At 47.1% G+C, this 22,535-nt stretch carries 19 protein-coding genes; 12 read left to right on the top strand and 7 right to left on the bottom strand.

Annotated features, from left to right (window positions below; genetic code table 11):
* Nucleotides 1–26: 26 nt before the first annotated feature.
* Nucleotides 27–2,183 carry a S46 family peptidase gene (locus L1D44_RS00190; RefSeq protein ID WP_239888230.1) on the top strand — a complete coding sequence of 719 codons (2,157 nt, stop codon included), beginning with the start codon at nucleotides 27–29 and terminating at the stop codon, nucleotides 2,181–2,183.
* A 159-nt stretch (nucleotides 2,184–2,342) separates the two neighbouring features.
* Here L1D44_RS00190 and L1D44_RS00185 read toward each other — a convergent pair whose 3' ends face one another.
* The 3 genes from L1D44_RS00185 to L1D44_RS00175 form a co-directional block, all read right to left on the bottom strand.
* Nucleotides 2,343–3,077 carry a pseudouridine synthase gene (locus L1D44_RS00185; protein ID WP_239888229.1) on the bottom strand — a complete coding sequence of 245 codons (735 nt, stop codon included), beginning with the start codon at nucleotides 3,075–3,077 and terminating at the stop codon, nucleotides 2,343–2,345.
* An 11-nt stretch (nucleotides 3,078–3,088) separates the two neighbouring features.
* Nucleotides 3,089–3,802 (bottom strand): DUF998 domain-containing protein, encoded by a 714-nt coding sequence (locus tag L1D44_RS00180; protein ID WP_220767960.1) that lies wholly within the window; start codon nucleotides 3,800–3,802, stop codon nucleotides 3,089–3,091.
* A 116-nt stretch (nucleotides 3,803–3,918) separates the two neighbouring features.
* Nucleotides 3,919–5,337, bottom strand: a complete 1,419-nt coding sequence (locus tag L1D44_RS00175) for a Na+/H+ antiporter NhaC family protein (RefSeq protein ID WP_239888228.1) — start codon at nucleotides 5,335–5,337, stop codon at nucleotides 3,919–3,921.
* Between the two features lie 428 nt (nucleotides 5,338–5,765).
* Between L1D44_RS00175 and L1D44_RS00170 the strand changes: the two genes are divergently transcribed.
* From L1D44_RS00170 to L1D44_RS00155, 4 genes are all read left to right on the top strand, one after another.
* Nucleotides 5,766–6,290: a DUF3087 domain-containing protein gene (locus tag L1D44_RS00170; protein WP_220767961.1), complete on the top strand. Its 525-nt coding sequence runs from the start codon at nucleotides 5,766–5,768 to the stop codon at nucleotides 6,288–6,290.
* Nucleotides 6,291–6,401: 111 nt separating this feature from the next.
* On the top strand, nucleotides 6,402–7,682 hold the full coding sequence (locus L1D44_RS00165) for an aminotransferase class I/II-fold pyridoxal phosphate-dependent enzyme (RefSeq protein ID WP_220767962.1): 1,281 nt from the start codon (nucleotides 6,402–6,404) through the stop codon (nucleotides 7,680–7,682).
* A 703-nt stretch (nucleotides 7,683–8,385) separates the two neighbouring features.
* The gene (locus L1D44_RS00160; RefSeq protein ID WP_239888227.1) at nucleotides 8,386–10,275 is read left to right on the top strand and encodes a diguanylate cyclase; all 1,890 of its coding nucleotides are present in this window, start codon (nucleotides 8,386–8,388) and stop codon (nucleotides 10,273–10,275) included.
* Nucleotides 10,276–10,519: 244 nt separating this feature from the next.
* On the top strand, nucleotides 10,520–11,686 hold the full coding sequence (locus L1D44_RS00155) for a porin (RefSeq protein ID WP_239888226.1): 1,167 nt from the start codon (nucleotides 10,520–10,522) through the stop codon (nucleotides 11,684–11,686).
* 72 nt (nucleotides 11,687–11,758) lie between these two features.
* Here L1D44_RS00155 and L1D44_RS00150 read toward each other — a convergent pair whose 3' ends face one another.
* Both L1D44_RS00150 and L1D44_RS00145 read right to left on the bottom strand, forming a co-directional pair.
* The gene (locus L1D44_RS00150; protein WP_239888225.1) at nucleotides 11,759–12,469 is read right to left on the bottom strand and encodes an oxidative stress defense protein; all 711 of its coding nucleotides are present in this window, start codon (nucleotides 12,467–12,469) and stop codon (nucleotides 11,759–11,761) included.
* Between the two features lie 185 nt (nucleotides 12,470–12,654).
* On the bottom strand, nucleotides 12,655–13,971 hold the full coding sequence (locus L1D44_RS00145; RefSeq protein WP_239888224.1) for an anaerobic C4-dicarboxylate transporter: 1,317 nt from the start codon (nucleotides 13,969–13,971) through the stop codon (nucleotides 12,655–12,657).
* Between the two features lie 566 nt (nucleotides 13,972–14,537).
* Between L1D44_RS00145 and L1D44_RS00140 the strand changes: the two genes are divergently transcribed.
* From L1D44_RS00140 to L1D44_RS00110, 7 genes are all read left to right on the top strand, one after another.
* Nucleotides 14,538–16,025 carry a SulP family inorganic anion transporter gene (locus L1D44_RS00140; protein WP_239888223.1) on the top strand — a complete coding sequence of 496 codons (1,488 nt, stop codon included), beginning with the start codon at nucleotides 14,538–14,540 and terminating at the stop codon, nucleotides 16,023–16,025.
* 13 nt (nucleotides 16,026–16,038) lie between these two features.
* Nucleotides 16,039–16,884, top strand: a complete 846-nt coding sequence (locus L1D44_RS00135) for a universal stress protein (RefSeq protein WP_239888222.1) — start codon at nucleotides 16,039–16,041, stop codon at nucleotides 16,882–16,884.
* Nucleotides 16,885–17,064: 180 nt separating this feature from the next.
* Complete coding sequence (mpl, locus tag L1D44_RS00130; RefSeq protein WP_239888221.1) at nucleotides 17,065–18,450, top strand: UDP-N-acetylmuramate:L-alanyl-gamma-D-glutamyl-meso-diaminopimelate ligase; 1,386 nt, start codon at nucleotides 17,065–17,067, stop codon at nucleotides 18,448–18,450.
* Between the two features lie 12 nt (nucleotides 18,451–18,462).
* Nucleotides 18,463–19,110 carry a flavin prenyltransferase UbiX gene (locus L1D44_RS00125; RefSeq protein WP_345773617.1) on the top strand — a complete coding sequence of 216 codons (648 nt, stop codon included), beginning with the start codon at nucleotides 18,463–18,465 and terminating at the stop codon, nucleotides 19,108–19,110.
* A 7-nt stretch (nucleotides 19,111–19,117) separates the two neighbouring features.
* Nucleotides 19,118–19,651 carry a hypoxanthine phosphoribosyltransferase gene (gene hpt / locus L1D44_RS00120; RefSeq protein WP_239888219.1) on the top strand — a complete coding sequence of 178 codons (534 nt, stop codon included), beginning with the start codon at nucleotides 19,118–19,120 and terminating at the stop codon, nucleotides 19,649–19,651.
* Nucleotides 19,652–19,781: 130 nt separating this feature from the next.
* Nucleotides 19,782–20,726, top strand: a complete 945-nt coding sequence (locus L1D44_RS00115; RefSeq protein ID WP_239888218.1) for an ABC transporter ATP-binding protein — start codon at nucleotides 19,782–19,784, stop codon at nucleotides 20,724–20,726.
* Nucleotides 20,727–20,728: 2 nt separating this feature from the next.
* Complete coding sequence (locus L1D44_RS00110) at nucleotides 20,729–21,499, top strand: ABC transporter permease (protein ID WP_220768033.1); 771 nt, start codon at nucleotides 20,729–20,731, stop codon at nucleotides 21,497–21,499.
* A 120-nt stretch (nucleotides 21,500–21,619) separates the two neighbouring features.
* Here L1D44_RS00110 and L1D44_RS00105 read toward each other — a convergent pair whose 3' ends face one another.
* On the bottom strand, nucleotides 21,620–21,961 hold the full coding sequence (locus L1D44_RS00105) for a DUF4144 domain-containing protein (protein WP_239888217.1): 342 nt from the start codon (nucleotides 21,959–21,961) through the stop codon (nucleotides 21,620–21,622).
* A 61-nt stretch (nucleotides 21,962–22,022) separates the two neighbouring features.
* Nucleotides 22,023–22,529 carry a DUF4124 domain-containing protein gene (locus L1D44_RS00100; RefSeq protein ID WP_239888216.1) on the bottom strand — a complete coding sequence of 169 codons (507 nt, stop codon included), beginning with the start codon at nucleotides 22,527–22,529 and terminating at the stop codon, nucleotides 22,023–22,025.
* Between the last annotated feature and the right edge of the window lie 6 nt (nucleotides 22,530–22,535).

The following is a 22,535-nucleotide window of genomic DNA, read 5'->3' as shown; positions in this document are numbered from 1 at the left end:
AATAAATAAAAAAATGGACTTATAAAATGAAAAAATGGCTTTTGACAGCGGCTATCGCGACCTCATTTGGCGCAGTAGCTGACGAAGGTATGTGGCAGCCTTATCAGCTGCCTGCTATGGCTGATGAACTTAAGGCAAAAGGGTTAGAGATCGATGTTAACTCGATTTCAAAACTCACCGAATTTCCAATGAATGCCGTGATCAGCCTAGGTGGCTGTACTGCGTCGTTCGTTTCTCCAAAAGGGCTAGTTGTGACTAACCATCACTGCGCTTACGGCTCAATCCAATACAACTCAACACCAGAGAACAACCTGCTGCGTGACGGCTTCTTAGCTAAGACATTTGCTGATGAACTGCCAGCAACCCCCGGCTCGCGCGTATACGTGACAGAAAGTGTTGTCGATGTGACTAACAAGGTCAAAGATGGCCTTGAAGACAAAACTGGTAATGCGTTTTACAAAGGCGTAGAGCAGAAAGAGAAAGGCTTAGTGGCCGAGTGTGAGAAAGAGGACGGCTACCGTTGTAAGGTATATAGCTTCCACGGTGGTCTGGAATATTATCTCGTTAAGCAGTTAGAGATCCGAGATGTGCGCCTCGTATATAACCCAGCTGCAAGCGTGGGTAAGTACGGCGGCGATGTCGATAACTGGATGTGGCCACGCCACACAGGCGACTACTCATTCTATCGCGCCTATGTATCGAAAGACGGCAAGCCTGCAGATTTCAGTAAAGATAACGTACCTTTTGAGCCGAAGAGTTTCTTGAAAGTATCCGCTAAAGGCGTCAGTGAAGGCGATTTCGTCATGGTGGCGGGCTATCCTGGCCGCACCAACCGTTACCGTACCGCTAACGAAGTGGAAAACCAGTTTGAGTGGGCGTATCCAGAAGGCAAGATTTTGCGTGAGCGCCTAATCGAGATCATTAAAGAAGCGGCACCAGAGGGCAGCGATGAGCGCATCAAGTATGAAAGCTCAATTGCAGGTCTTGCTAACTACGCTAAAAACTTCACCTCGATGATCGAGTTTTACGGTAAATCAACCATGCTCGATGATCGAAAGGCACTAGAGCAAAAGCTGGCTAACTGGATTAACGCCGACAGCAAGCGTAAGCAGCAATACGGCAAAGTATTAGCCGAGCTTGATAAGTTAATCGCCAAGAGCCAGCAAGGCCAAGAGCGCGATCTGCTACTGGGCTACATGGGTTACAGCACCATGATGAGCACTGCAAACCGTTTATATCGTCTGGCTAATGAAAAAGCCCTGCCTGATATGGAGCGTGAGCCTGGTTATCAAGACCGTGATATGACTCGTTTTACCTCGGGCATGGAGCGTATCGAGCGCCGTTATGCAGCCAGTGTTGATAAAGCTATGCTAGCGGACTTAATTACTCGCTACGCGGCATTACCAAAGGAGCAGCGCCTACCCGCGTTCGATAAAGCCTTTGGGATCACCGATAACTTCGATGGGGCTAAGCTCAACAAGACCCTAGATAAGATGTATGCCAATACAACGCTTTCTGACAAAGAAGTGCGCCTAGCGTGGATGGATAAGTCTGTTGCCGAGTTCAACAAGTCAAACGATCCCTTCATTCAGTACGCGGTAGCGACCTATGATGAAAACATGAAGCGTGAGAAAGAGAAAAAGCAGTTAGCGGGTGAGCTAATGAAGGTACGTCCTATGTATATGGATGCCATCATCGCCTATAACCGCGAGCTCGGTAAGCCTGTTTACGCCGATGCAAACTCAAGCCTACGTGTGACTGTGGGTCATGTGAAAGGTTACTCGCCTGAAGATGGCCTTTACGCTGAGCCATTTACCCGTCTAGAAGGTATTTTGGCGAAAGACACGGGTGTTGAGCCATTTAACGCACCAGCTAAAGAGTTAGAGCTTATCGCCAACAAGCAGTACGGTGATTACTATGTGAAGTCACTGGACTCTGTGCCGGTTAACTTCCTGTCGACTCTCGATACCACAGGTGGTAACTCAGGTTCACCCACGTTAAATGGTCGCGCCGAGTTAGTTGGCCTTCTGTTTGATGGTGTTTACGAGAGTATTATCGGTGACTGGGGTTACGATACCGAGACTAACCGTTCTATCCAAGTGGATAGCCGTTATATGCTTTGGGTAATGAAGTATCTGGATAATGCCGATAACCTTCTAGAAGAGATGGAAATTGTGCATTAATCATATTGGCTATGATTAGGTAGCCTTTTGGATGCAAAAGCCGAAACATGAAAGTGTTTCGGCTTTTTTGATCTTTGGTGGTTTGGGTTTCCAGTTCAAACTCGTCTGAACAATACGTTTAAGTAATCAAGCGCAGCTTGGTAAGACAAAGTTTAATGGTTAATTCGAACCTTCAACTGAGCCAACAGAATCCAACAAATCTGCTAACTCTGCAGAACTCAGAGGCCTCATAGCACCCTCTGCCAAATCCCCTAACTGTAAACTCTGAATCGATACCCGTTTAAGGTCGATAACTTTAAACCCCAAAGCCTGAGACATACGGCGTATTTGGCGATTCAGCCCCTGAGTTAAGATGATCTGATACTTATCAGCAGCTAAACGCTGCATGATACAAGGCAAGGTGGTGACATCTTTATAACTCACTCCTGCAGCCATGCTGGTAAGAAAATTATCATCAAAATCGCGGTCGAGCTGCACATGGTAGGTCTTAGCGTGGCCAAAGTCGGGGTGCATCAGCTTGTAGGTTAGCTCGCCATCGTTGGTTAAGATCAGTAAGCCACGGCTGTCTTTATCGAGGCGGCCGATGGGGTAGAGTCGCGGTGACTCAGGCAACAGATGTATTAAGCTGTTGGGAAGATGGTCGAGCAGTCGGCTGTCGGTGCCAACGGCTTTATTAAATAACCAATAGGCCTTGGCTTCGACGGGGCGAACGGCTTTATCGTTAACATAGATCAGCTCAATGCAGCGCTGTCCTTCAGGCGTGTCGATAAGGGTTACACTGTCAACATGATTGGCTAAGCGATCATCGATACGAACTTGGCCATCCCTTATTAAACGGGTCGCGGCGCGGCGGGAACAGCAGCCGGTTAAGGCAAGGTATTTTGCGAGTCTCATGGGGTCTATTACTAATCACCTGCTAAGTAGCTTTGTGACAGAGCTAGATAGCTTTTAATGGCTATGTTACGGATATTCCATGCAAACGAAAGACACCACAGCATAATGATATTAGTCAGCAGCCACATGGTGATCGCGACCCAGCAATAGGGCTGTTTATAACTGTGATTCTCACAGGGGGGGAAATCCAAGATGCGCCAGTTTAACTGAAATATCAGTACCGATGCTGCAATAAAACCTAAAATACTGAAAAAGAACACTGGCCAGCTACATATCGAGTGATGGTTGAACTTGTCGCTGATACAAAGGAAAAACATCACCACAGTGCCGATTAGGTAGCAGGTGGAGACGAACCTATGTAGCTCAATATAGTTAATCGGAAACATGCCCATTAAGATCACCGCCAGACCGACCCATGCGCCAGTAACGGATAGGTAATGGCTAAAGTTACCAAGCTTTAACAGGTAGAGACCGAGCATGGATAGCATGATGCACAGCCCCGCTACCATTAAAGAGATGTTATAGACAAAGGCGAGGGGCGTGTAGGTATAGTCCCCGAGTTGATCCGGGCGGGTGTTGAGTACTTTGAGGCCTGAGTGTTGATATTCAAACCAGACGGAGGAGAAAACACCGGCTGCGGCGATGAGCGCACCAATGAAAATACTGAGCACCACAAGACGGTGAAGATCGTATTGCATTGACTGGCGCTGTATGTTGTCGTCCATATTGATCCATGTTGGGTGTTTTTGTTAGCGTGAGCCACAAAAAAAGGAGTACATATCCATGTACTCCTCTATCGATTCGAATATGTTCTTGTAAAACTACCCTATAAGTTGCCTGATTATTTGCGTTTACGCAAGCTAACTATCGCGACTGCCACTACGGCTAAGATCATGCAGTACCAAGCGTGAGTCACAACATCGAGTGGTGACAGGCTAAATGTAGAGGCAACCAAGAGTGCCTGTGCGCCGTAAGGGATAAGACCCTGAACAATACAGGAGAAGATATCTAGTACGCTTGCTGCACGCTTTGGTGTTACACCGTGCTTCTGGGCGAGCTCTTTGGCAATATCACCGGTTACGACAATCGATACAGTGTTGTTAGCGACACATGTGTTGGTCGCTGCCACAATCGCCGCCATACCTAGCTCTGATGCGCGGCACGACGCTTCACCTTTCGCCTTTGAGAAACGGGCGATTAGTTTTTCAATCTGCTGGTTTACAAATGCTAGGCCACCTTGCTGCTGCATCAGCGCCGCTAGACCACCGACTAACATCGACAGGATAAAGATCTCCTGCATGCTCCCAAAACCTGCGTAGATATCTTGGCCAAACTGAATGACGCCATAATCCATGGTGGCGATGCCTGTAATACCAGCCAGTAAAATACCTATGGTCAATACGATAAATACGTTAAGACCTGCGACCGCTAAAAATAGAATCGTTAGGTAAGGAATGACCTTGATGAAGTCAACATCTTGTGGGGCAACATCAGCCTGTCCCTGACCTGCTAGGGTAAATAGCACCAAGGTGATGATAGAGGCCGGAATCGCGAAAATCAGGTTTTCTTTAAACTTGTCTTTCATATGACAGCCCTGAGTACGGGTCGCCGCAATCGTGGTGTCAGAGATGATAGATAGGTTGTCACCAAATAGCGCGCCAGAGATCACCGCGCCCGCCATAATCGCTAAATCGATTTGTGCTTCATTGGCAACGCCTAGTGCAATGGGGGCTACCGCAGCGATGGTGCCCATAGAGGTACCCATGGCCGTTGCGATAAAGGCAGCTATTACAAAAAAGCCAGGTAACAGTAGGTTTGAAGGCACTAAAGATAGACCCAGTGCGACAGTCGCATCGACACCGCCAGTCGCTTTAGCTACTGCTGCAAAAGCGCCTGCCAACAAATAGATCATACACATGGCGATGATATTTGAGTGGCCAATACCGCCTAAAAAGGTTTCGATTGACTGGTTAAGCTTCTGCTTTGAGATCAGAATGGCGAAAATAATGGCAGGGAGAATCGCCACTACGCTCGGCAGTTGATAGAAGGCAAAGTCTACGCCTTGGCTTTGAAAGTAAACGCCTGCACCGATAAAAAGTGCTAGAAACAGAAATAGTGGCGTTAGGGCTAAAAACGATGGTGCAGAGCTTGCTGCAGCATTTTGGGCATTATTGGAAGTCGTCAATGTTATCTCTCTTATCTTAAACCTGTCTTCGAACCATTGTTCCCATTGCCCTCCTAGCTGGAACAAACTACTCATCAGCCTAGGCTAATTTATAGAATGGTACATCTCAATGGATGAGAGGATATGAGATCGAAAGACGTCTGTCAATTTAGACGTCTAGATGTTTTTACTGCTAATAGTGACTTTGACGAAAGTTGTGAACTCGGTTGGGTTAGTTATCACTATTTAAGTCAATTCTTAATTAATGGCTTAAGTTGCCAATTTTGGTAGGGAAACACAAACCTTTTCACTTTAACGAACATAGGCCGTGGTTATAAATTGAAGTGATCGCTGGGCTATAGTGATTAAATTTAACGATAATTCATTTAGGCTTTAGCTTTCAATGTTAAGCTCCTACAGATAATCGGTGCCGCGAGTGCGCTTAATCAGCTTACACTGAATGAGAGTAGGCTTTTTCAGAGCGCTAAGTCAGAGGCTCAAACTAGAAATAAAAGAGATGAATCATGCAGTTGATGGATATTGATAAGCAGACCTACCGTAAAAATACTAACTTAGTAATTATGGGCTTTGTGGCGAGTCTGGCGATATTGGCGCTAGTATACGGCAGTGTGCTGATCCACTTTTTTGGCGCCACCGAGACGGTGAGCGGTGAGTCTACCGGTAACTTCCACCTGAATCTGATCGGCGTCATCCTCGCGATGTTCACCTGTGGAGGTGTACTCAATAGCCAAAAGCAGAAGCCCTTTATGCGAGAGGTGTATTACGTTTGGCGCTTAAAGCAGCTACATAATCAGATCTATCGCAAGTTAGCTAAGATCAAACAGGCTGCCGACAATGAAGAGGTGAACGCCTTTATCATCTTGAGCTTCTATTTTGCCAGTCTAAAGCAGGTCTACAGCCTTGATGACAACACGCTCACCATATCTACGGTGGAAAAGGATCTCGCGCAGTTAAATGACAAGATCGCAGCGTTGGGATTAACCATCACACCAGAGCAGTTTGAACCACGGATGTTAGAGCAGATCTAAACTCAATTAACGCCTTATTCGGCCATCGAGGGAGACAGCAACTTTTGCTTAGACTTCTAGATGGCTAACTGTTATGTTGCTATTTCAATCAATGAAATAGGATATGACGCGATGAAACTCGAATCTTTAGCGCTGCACCACGGATATGAATCGGAATCGACTACTAAGGCTGCAGCCGTTCCTATTTATCAGACCACTTCATATACCTTTGATGATACTCAGCACGGTGCCGATCTATTCGATCTGAAAGTGCCGGGTAATATCTACACCCGTATCATGAATCCCACCACAGATGTACTGGAGCAGCGTCTTGCGGCGATAGAGGGAGGCATCGGTGCCTTGGCGCTGGCTTCTGGCATGGCAGCAATCACCTATGCGATTCAGGCTCTGACTCAAGTCGGTGACAATATTGTTAGCACCAGTCAGCTCTATGGTGGCACCTATAATCTATTTGCCCATACCTTGCCGCGCCAAGGCGTTGAAGTACGTATGGCGGCATTCGATGATTTCGAGCAGCTAGAAGCCTTGATTGACGATAACACTAAGGCGCTGTTTTGTGAGTCTATCGGTAACCCAGCGGGCAATATCGTCGATTTGCAGCGCCTAGCAGAAATCGCCCATAAACATGGCGTGCCGTTAATTGTCGATAATACGGTGGCCACGCCAGTTTTGTGTAAGCCATTTGAACATGGTGCCGATATCGTTATTCATTCGTTAACTAAATATATCGGTGGCCATGGCACGACTATTGGCGGCGTGATTATTGATAGTGGTAAGTTCGACTGGGCGGCGCAGCCAAAACGCTTCGCATTGCTCAATGAGCCGGATCCTTCTTATCATGGCGTGGTCTATACCCAGGCCTTTGGGCCTGCGGCTTTTATTGGCCGCTGCCGCGTGGTGCCGCTACGTAATACCGGTGCTGCGTTGTCGCCCCAGAGTGCGTTCTTACTGCTACAGGGGTTAGAGACACTGGCACTGCGGATGGAGCGCCATTGTGACAACGCCTTAGCACTTGCTCAGTACCTTGAGTCACACCCTAAGGTAAGCTGGGTTAACTATGGTGCATTGGAAAACAGTCCTTTCCAAGATAACTGCCATAAAATTACTGGCGGCAAGGCATCGGGGATCATCAGCTTCGGCATAAAATCCGATGATGGTAAGGTCGCTGGTGGCCGTTTTATCGATGCCCTGCAGATGATACTGCGTCTGGTTAATATCGGTGATGCCAAGTCGCTGGCCTGTCACCCCGCATCGACTACCCATAGGCAGTTGGATGCCAAAGAGCTGGCTAAAGCGGGAGTGAGCGAAGATTTAGTGCGAATTTCGGTGGGGATAGAGCATATCGATGACATCATTGCCGATGTCGCACAGGCGCTGGAAAAAGCTGTTTAAGATTCACTAAGCTTATACGATGCAGGCAAACCGATAACTTGGTTTGCCTGCATTTGCCCTTTGCTTGTCCTGCCTTCCTCGTCCTAGCTTTTATCGGCTCTTAATCCGGCCATTCCCGTCTTAGCCTTTAGCGTTTTTGCTTTACCTAGCACCTAGCACCTAGAACCTAGAACCTTCTCTTAAACCCTTTGCTTTTCTGTCTTAGCTTTTATCGGCTCTTAATCCGGCATTTCCCGTCTTAGCCTGTAGCGTCTTGGCTTTACCTAGAACCTAGCACCTAGAACCTTCTCTTAAACCCTTTGCTTTTCCGTCTTAGCTTTTATCGACTCTTAATCCGGCCATTCCCGTCTTAGCCTGTAGCGTCTTGGCTTAACCCAGAACCTAGAACCTTCTCTTAAACCCTTTGCTTTTCCGTCTTAGCTTTTATCGACTCTTATTCGGCCTTTCCCGTCTTAGCCTGTAGCGTTTTTGCTTTACCTAGAACCTAGAACCTAGAACCTAGAACCTAGCACCTTCTCTTAAACCTATCGCCTTATTTGAAACTTTCAGCTCATTGTGTGTTATTACTAATATTTCCCATGATAAGTCACTGCTTTTTAATTGAATTTCTTTATCAAATCGGGTCTGTGAAATCCGCTCTATAAATATACTATTTTGCTGTGTTAAGCTGCGTGAGGTTTATTGTAAATAATTTGGACTTTAGGTGTACATTGCAAAAAAGTGGTTAAAGAGTGCAGGCCTATACTTGACGCTAAGTTTTGCTGCTGTGATCAGCTTATGGGTAGAGGCTGCCGAGCCACTTCAAGAGCTAGAACAACAACTTTCCCAAGTATCTGCGGCCGAGGCCCTGACGCTGCTGGATGAGTTTCGACTCGAACCTATTAGTGCCAGCAGCTACGACAAAGCCAAGTTACACTTTCTATATGGCATGCAGTACCAACGCAGTCGCGAACTTGATAAAGCGATAGCCAGCTATGATACGGCGATCGCACTGACCCAATCTCTAGCGGTATCAGACCTGCTTATTAACACTCATCTGGAGCGCTCCTTCGTACTCTACTTAAAGACCAATGATCCCGAGGTCTACTGCGGTGACAGAGATAAGGCGCTGACACTGGCTAGGTTGTATAGCAATAAGACGTTATTGGCTAAGAGCTTAACCCAGAAAGCGTTTTGCTATAACAAGGTGACAAACGTTCATCAAGGGATTGCCCTGTTAGATGAGGCCATGTTACTCATCGATACTGAAGGCAATACCGATTACAACCGCAAGGCGATGATCTATAACGCGACAGGCTCTCTCTATCGCACCGTGGGGCTGCATAAGCGCGGTTATGTCAATTTCAACAAGGCCTATCAAACTTGGAGCGAGATAGACGATACCCAAGACATGTTTAATATGCTGCATAATATGATTAGCGAAGCGGTTAAGCTGGGGGACTGGGACCAAGCCCGCAGTAATATTGCCCGGCAGTTTTCCTTGGCGCTATCGGCGCCAGAGTTTATCGACTTTCGTTTTTTCGCCCACCTCAATGCCGGACGTGTGGAACTGGCAACGCACAATTACAGCGATGCCATCGAGCACTTAAAGCAAGCTATCTTGTTAAAAGATACCACCCAGGAACAGTACTTCGTCACAAGTAGTTATCTGTTTTTGGCTCAAGCATATCTGCGAACAGGCGAAGTGAAGAAGGCGGCGGATATGGCGCGTACCTTTAAGCAAAACAGCCAGTTCCCCAAGAATATGACCGGTATGGCGTTAACCGCCAATGCCATTATCGCGCTTGATGAGCAACAATACCTGAGCGCGATCCACGCCCTGCTAGAGGTGATAGATAAGGAGCGGGATAAGAGTAAGCAGATTATCGATAATGAGGTGATCGATTCGGCGCTAGAGCATAACGCTAAGCTGGCCGAGTTTGAGAATCAGCTCTTGGCCAATCAGCTGGCGATCAATGAGTTAAGCCTGGCCGCGGTGGAGGATAAAGAGCGGATCTACGATCTTAGGGTGAGTATCTTCTTCTTGGTGGCCATGGTTCTAGTGATTGCTATCATGTTCCTATGGCATTCCCGTAAGGCCTTTAAGCATAGTGCTCAAACCGACTTCTTAACCGGTATCGCTAACCGTGGTCATGCCTTTAAACAAGGCCAGCGGATGCTCGACAGGGCGATAAAGAAGCAGCGCTCTTTGGCGGTGATCATCTTTGATATCGATAACTTTAAGTCGATTAACGATCGCTTTGGCCACCATGTCGGAGATCTGGCAATAAAAGCGGTGGCGAGGCGGGCTGAGCGCTGGCTTAGAGATTGTGATTTGATTGGACGAATAGGCGGTGAGGAGTTTTTGATTGTCTTGCCCGATGTCACAGAGGCGGAAGCGATGGATATCTCTGAGCGGTTGCGAGAGGGGATCGCTGCCCAGCCATTTCAGTTCGATGAGCAGGTGATCGAGTTGACCGTAAGCCTTGGCCTCGCGGCACTGAATGCGCCTCAAACTAGTTTGACCGAACTGATTAATCGAGCGGATCGGGGGCTGTATAAGGCAAAGTTTTCAGGTAAGAATCGAGTCTACTTTGTTGAGCAGTGTGCTTAAATTCTTTCTCTACTGCCCGGTCTGCTTTGGGCAGCTTTTCATTTTACCCGATATTGTTTTTGTAGAGCCGTTATAGCGCCTTACCATAAGCTGAATAACTGGGACTCCAACTTGTATTAAGTCATTTGTTTGCTATGTTTTTTGTATAGCGAATGCTGGCTTAGTGTCGCGTGAGAGCGCGACACTAAGCCAGCTAGGATGTTCGCTGCACGGATTGATGAATTGATATGATATTGGAGATCCCATGAGAAAAGCGCTAGCAATACTCCCCATCACCGCTTTGGCTTTTGCGCCAACATGCTCAGCTACAGAAGTCTTTAAAGATGATAAGAATGCCGTGGAGATCGGTGGTTTTGTCGATGCCCGAGTCATCGATACGCAAGGGGTAACAGAAGTGGTCAACGGTAGCTCAAGGATTAATTTTGGCTTTACCCGAGACATGTCTAATGACTGGAAAACCTACGTAAAACTGGAATGGGGGGTAAACCCTTTCGGTAACAGCACCATCTCTTATAGCAGTGAGAGTAACTTCGAAACCCAGAGTGGTGACTTTCTCAATAACCGCCTAGGCTATGTCGGCCTTAGCCACGATGATTATGGCTCTCTCACTATCGGTAAGCAGTGGGGCGCTTGGTATGACGTGGTGTACAACACTAACTATGGTTATGTTTGGGACGGTAACGCATCGGGAACCTACACCTACAACAAATCAGACGGTGCCATCAACGGTGTCGGCCGTGGTGATAAAGTCATCCAATACCGCAATAGCTTCGGTGACTTTAGCATGGCGATTCAGATGCAGCTTAAAAATAGCGTCTCAGATATCGAGGATGATGGCTCAAATAATCCCAATCGTTTGGTGATGACAGAATACGACAACACTTATGGCATAGGGCTGACCTATGCGGCGACCGATATGTTGACTCTAACGGCGGGGGGGAATATTGGTGAGCCAGAAGGCACGACTATCCAGGGGGATGTGATCTCAGAAACCGATTATATCTATGGTGCGGGAGTGACTTGGGGAAATTGGGACGGTTATGGCCTCTACATGGCTGCCAATGTGAATGCCAACGAGTTTCACGATACCGATAACCTAGGGCGATTTCTGCAAGAGGCCGTCGGTCTAGAGTCAATTGCATCCTATCTGTTTGATAATAATGTAAAGATTTTGGCCTCTTACAACATTTTAGAGGCGGGGGATAAGTATGAGGCGGCCCATAACGGTGATGTGTTTAAGCGTCAGTTTGCCTTTGCCGGGGTGCATTATATTTGGGATAACAGTGTGGTCTTTTATCTAGAGGGGCGGAAAGACTTTAGTGATTTCTCAAGCTCTGATCCTGAAAAACAGGCCGCCCAGGAACTATCGGAAGACGATGGTGTTGCCATCGGGGTGCGTTATACCCTGTAACGGCTTGAACTCAGGCACACAAAAAAGGCTTACCCATGGGTAAGCCTTTGTATTTTAAAAATAGAATCGAGTTTACTTCAAACGGTAGGTCACTTCGACTCTGTCTTGGATGGTTACCTGACCCTGTTGGTAACTCGGGCCAGCATCGAAGCCCTTAGCCTCAGAGTTCATTCTGAGCATTACAGGTTGCACCGGGCGCTGCTCAAAGTAGCTGATGCGCCATACGCCATCGAGCTTTTCGCCAAAGCCTTCGGCCAACATCTTGGCTTTTTGTTGGGCATCTTTAATGGCCGCCATTCTTGCCTGCTCTAGGTACTCTGCCTCCTTGCTCGATTTAAGGGCGATGCTATTGATACGGTTCATCCCTTGCTCGAGCGCGGAGTCGAGAATGTTATTGAGCTCGCTAAGCTTTAGTACCGTTACCTTGATGCGGCGATTCGCGCTGTAACCTATAAGTTGGTTAGGCTTGTTCTTTTCATAGTGATATTGCGGCTGTAAGTTGATATTGGCGCTTTGAATAAGCTCTCTATCGACGCCAGCCTTCTCAAGGCGATCTAAAAAGTTAGCAACCGCTTTATCGGACTCGTTTTTTGCCTCTTTGGCAGTTTTGGCTTTTACCACTACCTCGACATTCACCTCGGCCATATCGGCCTTAACGTTGAGTTGGCTGCTGCCAACAGTGTTTAGAGTCGGGAAGTCGACATCGGCAGCCTTAGCCGTGGCGACCATGCTAGTTGAAGCGATAAGACCTGAGATAAGCGCGGCGATAATTGATGATTTCATAATGACTCCGAAAATTGAAACGAATAAGGATTGGTTATCTTGTTAGCTATAAACGTAGTCATTTTTGAAAAGGGTTATCTTTTTTTGAATTATTTTTATTGTTCGCAACTTTTCGGCATTACTAAAAAAAGGCGCCCAATGAGGCGCCTTATAATTCGTTTTAAGGAGAGCGACAGCGGCTCGTGCTAGTTGATCATGATAGAGATGAAGTAGCCAACAACGGTCGCCGTTACCACCCCGATAAAGCCCGGCATGATAAAGCTGTGGTTGACGATATACTTACCAATATGGGTGGTGCCAGTTCTGTCGAAGCTAATGGCCGCCAGATCGCTTGGGTAGAACGGGAAAAAGAAATAGGCGTAACACGCTGGTAAGACACCGATAAGCACTGGGGCTGGAATTCCTAAAGAGAAACCGAGTGGCAGCATAATTGTTAAGGTCGCTGCCTGGCTCTTAAGGAATACCGAGGCGGTAAACATAGCGATAGCAAATGACCACGGATGGGCATGCACGATATCGCTGACCGACTCGATTAAGTAGCTCTTGTGGTGACCTATGATGGTGTCACTAAGCCATGCGATACCGAAGATGATGATCACCGCCGTCATGCCTGCGATAAAAACGTTACTGTGAACGATTTTCTTCGGATCAATTTTGGTCGCCAGTAAAATCACCGCGCCAACCGATAGCATCATAAACTGAATCGCTACCGACATCTTAACGCCTTCAGGCAGCAGCTGATCGCTAAACATCGCCAGAGCGATAACGGATAAAATCCCCAGTAGGAAGATGCTTAGGCCCTTCTTCGCGGTGCTTTCGTTGTGATTCGAGTCGTTTGACTCCACCTCACTATCTAGCAGGCTATTTCTGAACTCTTCATCCTGCAACCGCGCCTGAAACTCTGGGTCTTTATCGAGATCTTTACCGCGCTTTAGGCTCCACGCCGCAGCTACTAACACACCGATTAATGTCGATGGAATGGTGACCAGTAATACATCCACTAGGCTGATATCGAGATTATTCTCCATCGAGGTGGCGATAACCACGGCCGCCGCGGCAGCGATTGGGCTGGCGGTAATCCCCATCTGTGAGGCAACTGTTGCGATGGCAAGCGGACGCTCGGGGCGAATGCCTTTTTTGTAGGCAACATCATAGATAACCGGCAGTAGGGGATAGACCGAGTGTCCTGTACCGACTAATACGGTCAAGGAGTAGGTACAGAGTGGGCCAAGAAACACAATTTGACTCGGGTGCTTACGCAGCAGCTTTTCGGCATAACGCACCAGTAGTTTAAGACCGCCAGTGGCCTCTAAGGTTGCCGATGCGGCGACCACAGCCAGAATAATCAACATCACGTTGATTGGCGGCGTGCCAGGTGCGATGCCGAATGCAAACGCTAATATCGATACCCCTAAACCACCGAGCAGACCAAAGGCCACACCACCGTGGCGGATCCCCACAAAGATAACAGTTAACAGCAAGAGCATATGTATGAAAAACATAGCGGGTTCCTTTACAAATCGGTCTTAATAAAGAGTAGCTTAATAGCAGTAAGTGCAGAGGCTGTTGATGATAACGGCCTTTCATGGCGCTGTTATACCGTATGTGAACGATTGCTTAAATAGCGGGGCTTCTGCAAGGTGATAGCACGCATTGATTTGATCAACTTTTTAGTAAAAATGTGAACTGGCATCATTCAGCAATTGTGGTGCCTATTTGAAGTTAAGTTTGGTTTTTAGTGATTTGCGCTTGAGGCTTTGTTTTTGTTGGTTAAAAAGGTTGCTTAAGGCTGTATTTGCTATTTTATATACTGACTCTTCTGTGTAAAATAGCAGCACCTATCATTAAGAGGATATTAATCACTGTGTTAATTACGCCGCCCTAACGTTTTGCCCTCCCTATAGCTTTCATTGCTAACTTAAGTACCACACTTAATCCTTTGCGCACGTAAATTCGTTGTCGAATTCTTACGACTGTTTTCTGCGCCAAATTTTATCAAAGAAGCACGCTTACTACGCCAGCCTAATCTCTGGTGCGCATTGCCGTGCAAAAATAACTGAGATGTTTAATGCTAAAAAATTTTAAAAACGATTGGTTATCCAATATTCGTGGCGATCTGCTTGCGGGTATCGTTGTTGCGTTAGCTCTAATCCCAGAGGCCATCGCATTTTCTATTATTGCTGGAGTTGACCCTAAAGTGGGGTTATACGCTTCGTTTTGTATTTCTGTCGTCATTGCGTTTACGGGAGCTCGTCCCGGTATGATCTCTGCTGCAACTGGGGCGATGGCCTTATTAATGGTGACATTGGTAAAAGAGCACGGCTTAGAATATTTGCTTGCTGCCACAGTCTTAACTGGTGTACTGCAAGTATTGGCTGGCTACCTTAAGCTGGGTAACTTAATGCGCTTTGTATCGCGTTCGGTGGTAACGGGTTTTGTTAACGCGTTGGCAATATTGATTTTTATGGCGCAGTTACCTGAACTTACCAATGTAACTTGGCATGTGTACGCTATGACCGCTGCTGGCCTCGCAATTATCTACCTTTTTCCGCTTATCCCCCTTGTTGGCAAACTGATCCCTTCGCCATTAATTTGCATCGTAGTGCTTACGGCAGTGGCGGTGATGTTTAATGTCGATGTGCGCACGGTTGGTGACATGGGAGAGTTACCTGATACCTTACCTATCTTCCTTTGGCCCGACGTACCGATGAATATCGAAACCTTATTTATCGTATTGCCATATTCTGCTGCACTGGCGATTGTCGGCTTGTTGGAGTCGATGATGACAGCCACTATTGTCGACGACCTAACCGATACAAAAAGTGATAAAAACCACGAGTGTAAAGGTCAGGGCTTAGCGAATATCGCTAGTGGTTTACTTGGTGGCATGGCCGGCTGCGCCATGATTGGTCAGTCGATGATTAATATTAAATCGGGGGGGCGAGGCCGGCTATCAAGTTTTGCCGCAGGTATATATCTGCTGGTTATGGTGGTGTTTCTAGGACCTTGGTTACAACAGATCCCAATGGCAGCTCTAGTGGCTGTAATGATTATGGTGGCCATTGGCACCTTCTCTTGGCGCTCGATTACCGATATGAAGCAACACCCATTGTCGACCAATATTGTAATGTTAGCCACTGTGGTGATTGTTGTACTGACACATAACCTTGCTCTTGGTGTGTTTGTTGGTGTGTTACTGGCGTCGTTATTTTTTGCTAATAAGATTAGCCGCATGATGGTGGTAAAAAAGCGCGATGCGGTAAGTGATACTTGTGAGTACCGCGTGATTGGTCAAGTATTCTTTGCCTCCGCAGACAAGTTTATACAGTCCTTTAACTTCAAAGAGGTATCAGAGTCGGTCACTATCGACCTTTGTGATGCGCACTTTTGGGATGTCACTTCTGTGTCTGCGTTAGATAAAGTGGTGATCAAGTTTCGCCGTGAAGGCACTCATGTGAATTTGATCGGCATGAATCAAGCCACGCAGACTATTGTTGATAAGTTTGGTGTACATGATAAACCTGAAGAAGTTGAAAAATTACTGGCTGGACACTAAGAGGATGGCAAAAATGAAACATATCGTTGCTTGTATAGACGGCTCAAAATTGACCTTAGCGACCTGTGAAGCCAGTGCTTGGGCAGCTCAACAAATTCAGCAACCGTTAACCTTGCTGCATGTACTGGAAAAAACAACTCGACCTGTGGTGAGTGAACTGTCGGGCCAAATTGGCTTAGGCAGCCAAGAAGAACTGCTTAATGAGTTAGTTGAGCTTGATGAGCTGCGTAGTAAAGTCGCCTTAAAACATGGCAAGCAATTGTTGGCAGATGCCAAGGAACTCGCCTTAGTTAGAGGTGTTGATGAGGTGACGCAGTTACAGCGTCATGGCAACTTTCTCGAGACCTTAGCCGATTTAGATGCGGACTTGAGCTTATTGGTGATGGGGAAATCAGGTGAAGAGCATAGCGCCAGCAGCACGATTGGCTCGCAGCTAGAAAGTGTAGTTCGCTCGATTAAGTCTGATATTTTCGTGGTCAGTGAACACTTTAATCCGCCAAATGCCTACATGATCGCTTTTGATGCGAGTGAGGCCAGCGAAGTGCTCATTGAAAAAGTCATCAAATCTCCTCTGCTGGCTAGCTTGGAGTGTCATTTAGTGATGGTCAGTAATCATGGAGATAAAAGCTTGGCTTTTGAGGGCGCGGCACAAAGACTGAAACAAGCAGGGCTATTTATCACTCAGAGTGTGTTAACTGGCGCTGTCGATGAGGCTTTATTAAGTTATCAGCAGCAACAGCAGCTCGATATGATAGTGATGGGAGCCTATAGCCATACAAGGTTGAGGCAGTATTTTGTGGGTAGCAACACAACTCAAGTGCTAGCCAAAAGTACAGTTCCTTTATTGATCATGCGTTAACTACGCAGCTTGATGATGTTATTAGCCATGTGCCAAAGCGGGCATGGCTAAGTTATCCAAGCAAGCAATATCAGGTTCAGGCTTGGTAATTTTAAGTGAGTATTTAAAGAAGAGTTAACTGACAAAGCTGGTCGCAATTGGGTAGAATGAGGCAGATTTTTCATTCACCAGAGTGATGGTATGCACGTACATATTTTAGGAATTTGTGGCACTTTCATGGGCGGCTTAGCCTTGTTGGCTAGAGCAGAAGGGCACAAGGTAACGGGTAGCGATGCCAATGTTTATCCTCCTATGAGCACCCAGCTTGAAGAGCAAGGCATCGAGCTTATTCAAGGCTTCGATCCCTCTCAGTTGGGGACGAATGAGGATGATGCACCGGATCTGGTGGTGATAGGTAATGCCATGAGTCGAGGCAATCCTTGTGTCGAGGCGGTATTAAACCGTGGTCTTAAATATACCTCGGGTCCGCAGTTTCTTGCCGAGCATATCTTGCCCCAGCGTTGGGTATTAGCGGTATCGGGTACCCATGGTAAGACATCGACATCGAGCATGTTGGCTTGGATCTTAGAGGATTGTGGTTATGAGCCGGGCTTCTTGATCGGCGGCGTGCCGCAAAACTTCGGGGTATCGGCGCGTCTCGGTGGCTCACCTTTCTTCGTGGTAGAAGCCGATGAGTATGACAGCGCCTTTTTCGATAAGCGTTCCAAGTTCGTACACTACCAGCCGCGTACCTTAGTGATTAATAACTTAGAGTTCGATCATGCGGATATTTTTGACGATCTAAAGGCGATTCAACGCCAGTTTAATCATGTCATACGTACGGTTCCCGGTGAGGGCAAGGTTATCTGGCCTGCAGACGTTAAGAGTGTGCAACAGGTGATTGAGATGGGCTGCTGGAGTGAGCAAGAAACCTATCACTTAGCCGCGGAACAGCAGGGCTGGTATGCAGTGAACTTAACTGAAGATGGCCATAAATTTGAGGTGTTCTTCGATGGTGAGTCTCAAGGTGTTCTCGACTGGCAGTTGATTGGTCAACACAACATCGAAAATGCGGTGATGGCGATAGCAGCGGCGAGACATGTGGGCGTTAGACCCGATGCGGCAATAGCAGCGCTTGCAAAGTTTGCCCCGCCAAAACGGCGCATGGAGCTGTTAGCTGATGTCGATGGTATCGAAGTTTATGATGATTTTGCTCACCATCCAACGGCGATCGCGACCTCACTCAAGGGGATGCGTGCTCGTGTGGGTGATGGCAAGATCACCGTGATTTTAGAGCCTAGATCTAACACCATGAAGAGCGGTGTGCATAAAGACACCTTAGCCAGTTCATTAGATTTGGCGAGCAACGCGTTTCTCTATCAGGCGGGCAATATAGATTGGGATATCGCATCGGCGATGAGTTCAGCCTCGATCCCGGTTAAGGTCTTATATGAGATTGACGATATCGTTGAGCAAGTCGCGTCCCAAGCTCAGAGCTCTGATACTATTATTGTTATGAGTAACGGCGGTTTTGGTGGCTTACATCAAAAGTTGCTGGCTAAACTTCGCAGTAAAACAGGTAAATAATAGGCCATGAGCGTGACATACCGTAAAGCAGATAAGTCTATCAGTTTGGCATGGACTGGCGCGTCTGGAGCCCCCTATGGGCTTAGGCTGCTGGAGTGTTTATTGAAGAGTGATTATCAGGTGTTCTTGATGATCTCTTCCGCCGCTCGAGTCGTATTGGCAACGGAGCAGGGATTGCAGCTCAGTGCTAATGGGGAAAAGGCTAAAGCACAATTATTGGCCCAGTTTGGCGAAGTCGCAGGCGAGTTAGTCGTTTTAGGAAAAGAGGAATGGTTTTCTCCACCGGCATCGGGTTCAGCGGCGCCTAAGCAGATGGTGATTTGTCCCTGCAGTACTGGCACATTAGCAGCCGTAGCCACTGGAATGAGTAATAATTTACTCGAAAGAGCGGCGGATGTGGTAATAAAAGAGCGCGGCCAATTAATCTTAGTTCCGCGAGAAACTCCTTTTAGCGCCATACACTTAGAGCATATGCTATCGCTATCTAAGCTAGGAGCAACCATCATGCCTGCGGCACCGGGCTTTTATCATAATCCCAAATCGGTTGAAGATCTGGTAGACTTCATGGTCGCTCGAATTCTTGACCATCTGGGCGTTAACCATGCACTAACGAATCGTTGGGGTTATGACAAGCATAACGTTAGCGACATCGACTATTGAGAGTTATATGAAACACACCACTGAAGTGATGATCACTGCTGAAGAGATCAATCAAAAATTGGATATTCTGGCTGAGCAGATCAATGCCCATTATGCCGACAGCGATCGCCTATTGATGGTCGGTCTACTCAAAGGTTCTGTTGTCTTTATGGCAGATCTTTGTAGACGCATTAAGGGTCATGTCGAGATCGACTTTATGTCGGTATCAAGCTATGGCAACGAAATGACGAGCAGCCGTGACGTAAAAATCCTTAAAGACGTACAGTCTGAAATTCAGGGGCGTGACGTATTGATCGTTGAAGATCTAATTGACTCAGGCAATACCTTGAACAAGGTACGCGAAATGCTGATGATCCGTGAGCCAAAGAGCCTTGCGCTTTGTACGCTATTGGATAAGCCTGAACGCCGTGAAGTTGACGTACCTGTTAATTTTATTGGCTTTACGATTCCTGACGAGTTTATCGTTGGCTATGGTATCGACTATGCGGAGCAGTATCGTAACCTGCCGTATATCGCTAAAGTTGTACCACTAGAAGACTAAATTTCAGCCCTAATGCCAGCGCTGGAAGTGTTTAATTAACGCGTAGCGCTGTGATTAGGGATGTGATTAGATGACTGACTCCCGCAATAGCGGGAGTTTTTATTTATTTTTCAAATGGATTGAAATAACCATGGCAAATTCTCAAGCCGCCCTCGTTATCGACTCCCTAAAAAAAACCTATAAGGGTGGAGTCGAAGCAGTTAAGGGGATCAGCTTAACCGTTAATAAGGGCGATTTCTTTGCCCTTTTAGGACCCAATGGCGCAGGTAAATCGACCACGATTGGCGTTATCAGCTCACTGGTACAGAAGAGTTCGGGCAAGGTCAGCGTATTTGAACATGACATAGATACCGAGCTTGAGTTGGCTAAGCTGTGTATCGGGCTTGTGCCACAGGAGTTCAATTTCAATCAATTTGAGACCGTTCAGCAGATTGTGGTCAATCAGGCGGGCTACTATGGCGTAAAACGCGATGTCGCATTACAGCGCGCCGAGAAGTACCTAAGTCAACTCGACTTATGGGAAAAACGTAATAGCGCCGCTCGTGAGCTATCAGGCGGCATGAAACGCCGCTTGATGATTGCCCGTGCGCTGATGCATGAGCCAAAACTGCTTATTCTCGATGAGCCAACCGCAGGTGTCGATATTGAGCTGCGTCGCTCGATGTGGAGCTTCCTGACCGAGCTAAACGCTCAAGGGGTGACGATTATTCTGACCACCCACTACTTAGAAGAAGCGGAAATGCTGTGCCGGAATATCGGTATCATCGACAAAGGTGTGCTGGTGGAGTGCACTAGCATGAAGTCTTTGCTGAGCCGCTTGAATATGGAAACCTTTATTCTTGATCTGAAAGATGATCTTAATTCGGTGCCAGAGCTTAGTGGTGTGCAGTGTCGCCTGAGCGATAGCCATACACTAGAGGTGGATGTTGCCAAAGAGCAGGGCTTAAACAGCGTATTTGTTCAGCTAACTGAGTTAGGGATCCAAGTGTTATCGATGCGCAACAAGGCAAACCGTTTGGAAGAGTTGTTTGTAGAGCTTGTAGAGAAAGGTAAGCAAGACGGAGGTGTGAAATGAATATGAAAGCGCTGTATTTCACAGCTTTTAAAAGTATCCTAACCAAAGAGATCAACCGCTTTACCCGCATTTGGGTGCAAACCTTGGTGCCGCCGGCGATCTCTATGACTTTGTATTTCTTAATTTTTGGTAACTTGGTCGGCAAACGCATCGGTGAGATGGGCGGTGTCTCTTATATGGAGTTTATCGCACCGGGTCTGATCATGATGGCGGTCATTACCAGCTCCTATTCGAATGTGGCCTCGTCATTTTTCAGCGCTAAGTTTCAGCGCAACCTTGAAGAGCTCATTGTCGCACCGGTGCCCCATTATGTGATTATTGCAGGTTATGTTGGCGGCGGTGTTGCCCGTGGCCTATGTGTGGGCACTATCGTTACTCTAGTGGCGATGTTCTTCGTCGATATCAGCTTGCACCATGTGGGCTTAGTGGCGGTGACGGTATTGCTTACGGCGATTTTGTTCGCCTTGGGCGGCTTGATTAATGCGGTATTTGCCAAGAGTTACGATGATATCAGTATCGTACCTACCTTTGTGTTAACCCCGCTGACCTACCTTGGTGGTGTGTTCTACTCGCTGTCTCTACTCCCAGATTTTTGGCAGGGGGTGTCGGCACTCAACCCTGTGGTCTATATGATTAACGTGTTCCGCTACGGCTTCTTGGGCTATGCGGATATGAGCGTGCCGCTATCTATCGCCGTGATGGTGGGTTTCTGTGTTGGCTTGTGGAGTATTGCTTATTATCTTATCTCCCGTGGTATTGGCTTGAGAAGCTAACAGGCTCAGCATAATAGCCTCAACATAATAGCCATAGCACAAACATGAGCAAAGCCAACTGCACAACAGTTGGCTTTTTTATTGGCTTGGTATGGCTCTTCCATTAGTGAGTTGCTCTGTTTAGCGCTCTTGTTCGATAAACTCAATGATCTCAAATAGCGACTGGATATTGTTTGCCTTGAGCTTGCTGACGCAACATTGCCCAGCATGGCTTGCATGTTGACGCGTCCAGTCTAAGAGTGTGTTGAATGGGAGCTGTGGTGTGCACCGCTGAAGAAATTGAGCCTTGTCTGGGTTGCTAACTTGGTAACTCGTGCCCTGTCTGTCGATAACAATGACCGATTCAAGCTCCCCGAGTAAGTCCAATTGCGCTTGATAACACTCCATAGACTCGAGGTAGATAAGTTCATCTTGTTGCGGCTGCTTAACCACAACGGGCCAACTAAGTGACTGGATATTCAAGGGATCTCCTGAGGTCTGGCAGCAGTATTCTATTACCCTATGAGGTACAAGCAAGCTAGGCTTAGCGGATCTCAGTGGTTTCTTTTTCTATCTGCAGCTTTCTCATCTTGAGCAGCTCAATGGCGCCGCTGTTAACCTGTACAAGTTGGTCGAAATGTTGGTTCATCTCTTTGACTGATGCTTGGTACTCGGGATCGCTTGGCTGTTTCTTTTGCCAATAACGGTTGCGTTCAAGCTTTTGCAGCTCACTGGCTCTGAGGATCTCATAATAGCTGTTTTCTTGATTCAGGCGATAAACCTCGCTGTCTAATAGCTGTAGTAAGCGCGCCTTAGAGATGGTTTTCTTATTTAGCAATGCCTGCAGTGGATCTTGCGTCTTTATGCGAGCATCAGAGTCGGTTTCGGTGGTGATACCATACTGATACTCAATCTTGTGCTGACGAAACTCTTTTGGGCACGAGTGCTGGCTAAAGACGATCTTGTCGTCTTTGATACACTTAAAAATACTACTCGCCTGTGCGGCACTAGATAGCATAAAACAGATAATGGTAAAAATAACTTTCGCCATCCGGCT

The sequence above is a fragment of the Shewanella sp. Isolate13 genome, from assembly GCF_022398325.1.
In the GTDB taxonomy this organism is placed as follows: Bacteria; Pseudomonadota; Gammaproteobacteria; order Enterobacterales; family Shewanellaceae; genus Shewanella.
This window is presented reverse-complemented; position numbering and strand designations above follow the sequence as displayed.

Coding starts and splice junctions, on each gene's coding strand:
- L1D44_RS00190 (WP_239888230.1), top strand. CDS start 27: ATGAAAAAATGGCTTTTGACAGCGGCTATCGCGACCTCATTTGGCGCA.
- L1D44_RS00185 (WP_239888229.1), bottom strand. CDS start 3,077: ATGAGACTCGCAAAATACCTTGCCTTAACCGGCTGCTGTTCCCGCCGC.
- L1D44_RS00180 (WP_220767960.1), bottom strand. CDS start 3,802: ATGGACGACAACATACAGCGCCAGTCAATGCAATACGATCTTCACCGT.
- L1D44_RS00175 (WP_239888228.1), bottom strand. CDS start 5,337: ATGAGTAGTTTGTTCCAGCTAGGAGGGCAATGGGAACAATGGTTCGAA.
- L1D44_RS00170 (WP_220767961.1), top strand. CDS start 5,766: ATGCAGTTGATGGATATTGATAAGCAGACCTACCGTAAAAATACTAAC.
- L1D44_RS00165 (WP_220767962.1), top strand. CDS start 6,402: ATGAAACTCGAATCTTTAGCGCTGCACCACGGATATGAATCGGAATCG.
- L1D44_RS00155 (WP_239888226.1), top strand. CDS start 10,520: ATGAGAAAAGCGCTAGCAATACTCCCCATCACCGCTTTGGCTTTTGCG.
- L1D44_RS00150 (WP_239888225.1), bottom strand. CDS start 12,469: ATGAAATCATCAATTATCGCCGCGCTTATCTCAGGTCTTATCGCTTCA.
- L1D44_RS00145 (WP_239888224.1), bottom strand. CDS start 13,971: ATGTTTTTCATACATATGCTCTTGCTGTTAACTGTTATCTTTGTGGGG.
- L1D44_RS00140 (WP_239888223.1), top strand. CDS start 14,538: ATGCTAAAAAATTTTAAAAACGATTGGTTATCCAATATTCGTGGCGAT.
- L1D44_RS00135 (WP_239888222.1), top strand. CDS start 16,039: ATGAAACATATCGTTGCTTGTATAGACGGCTCAAAATTGACCTTAGCG.
- mpl (WP_239888221.1), top strand. CDS start 17,065: ATGCACGTACATATTTTAGGAATTTGTGGCACTTTCATGGGCGGCTTA.
- hpt (WP_239888219.1), top strand. CDS start 19,118: ATGAAACACACCACTGAAGTGATGATCACTGCTGAAGAGATCAATCAA.
- L1D44_RS00115 (WP_239888218.1), top strand. CDS start 19,782: ATGGCAAATTCTCAAGCCGCCCTCGTTATCGACTCCCTAAAAAAAACC.
- L1D44_RS00110 (WP_220768033.1), top strand. CDS start 20,729: ATGAAAGCGCTGTATTTCACAGCTTTTAAAAGTATCCTAACCAAAGAG.
- L1D44_RS00100 (WP_239888216.1), bottom strand. CDS start 22,529: ATGGCGAAAGTTATTTTTACCATTATCTGTTTTATGCTATCTAGTGCC.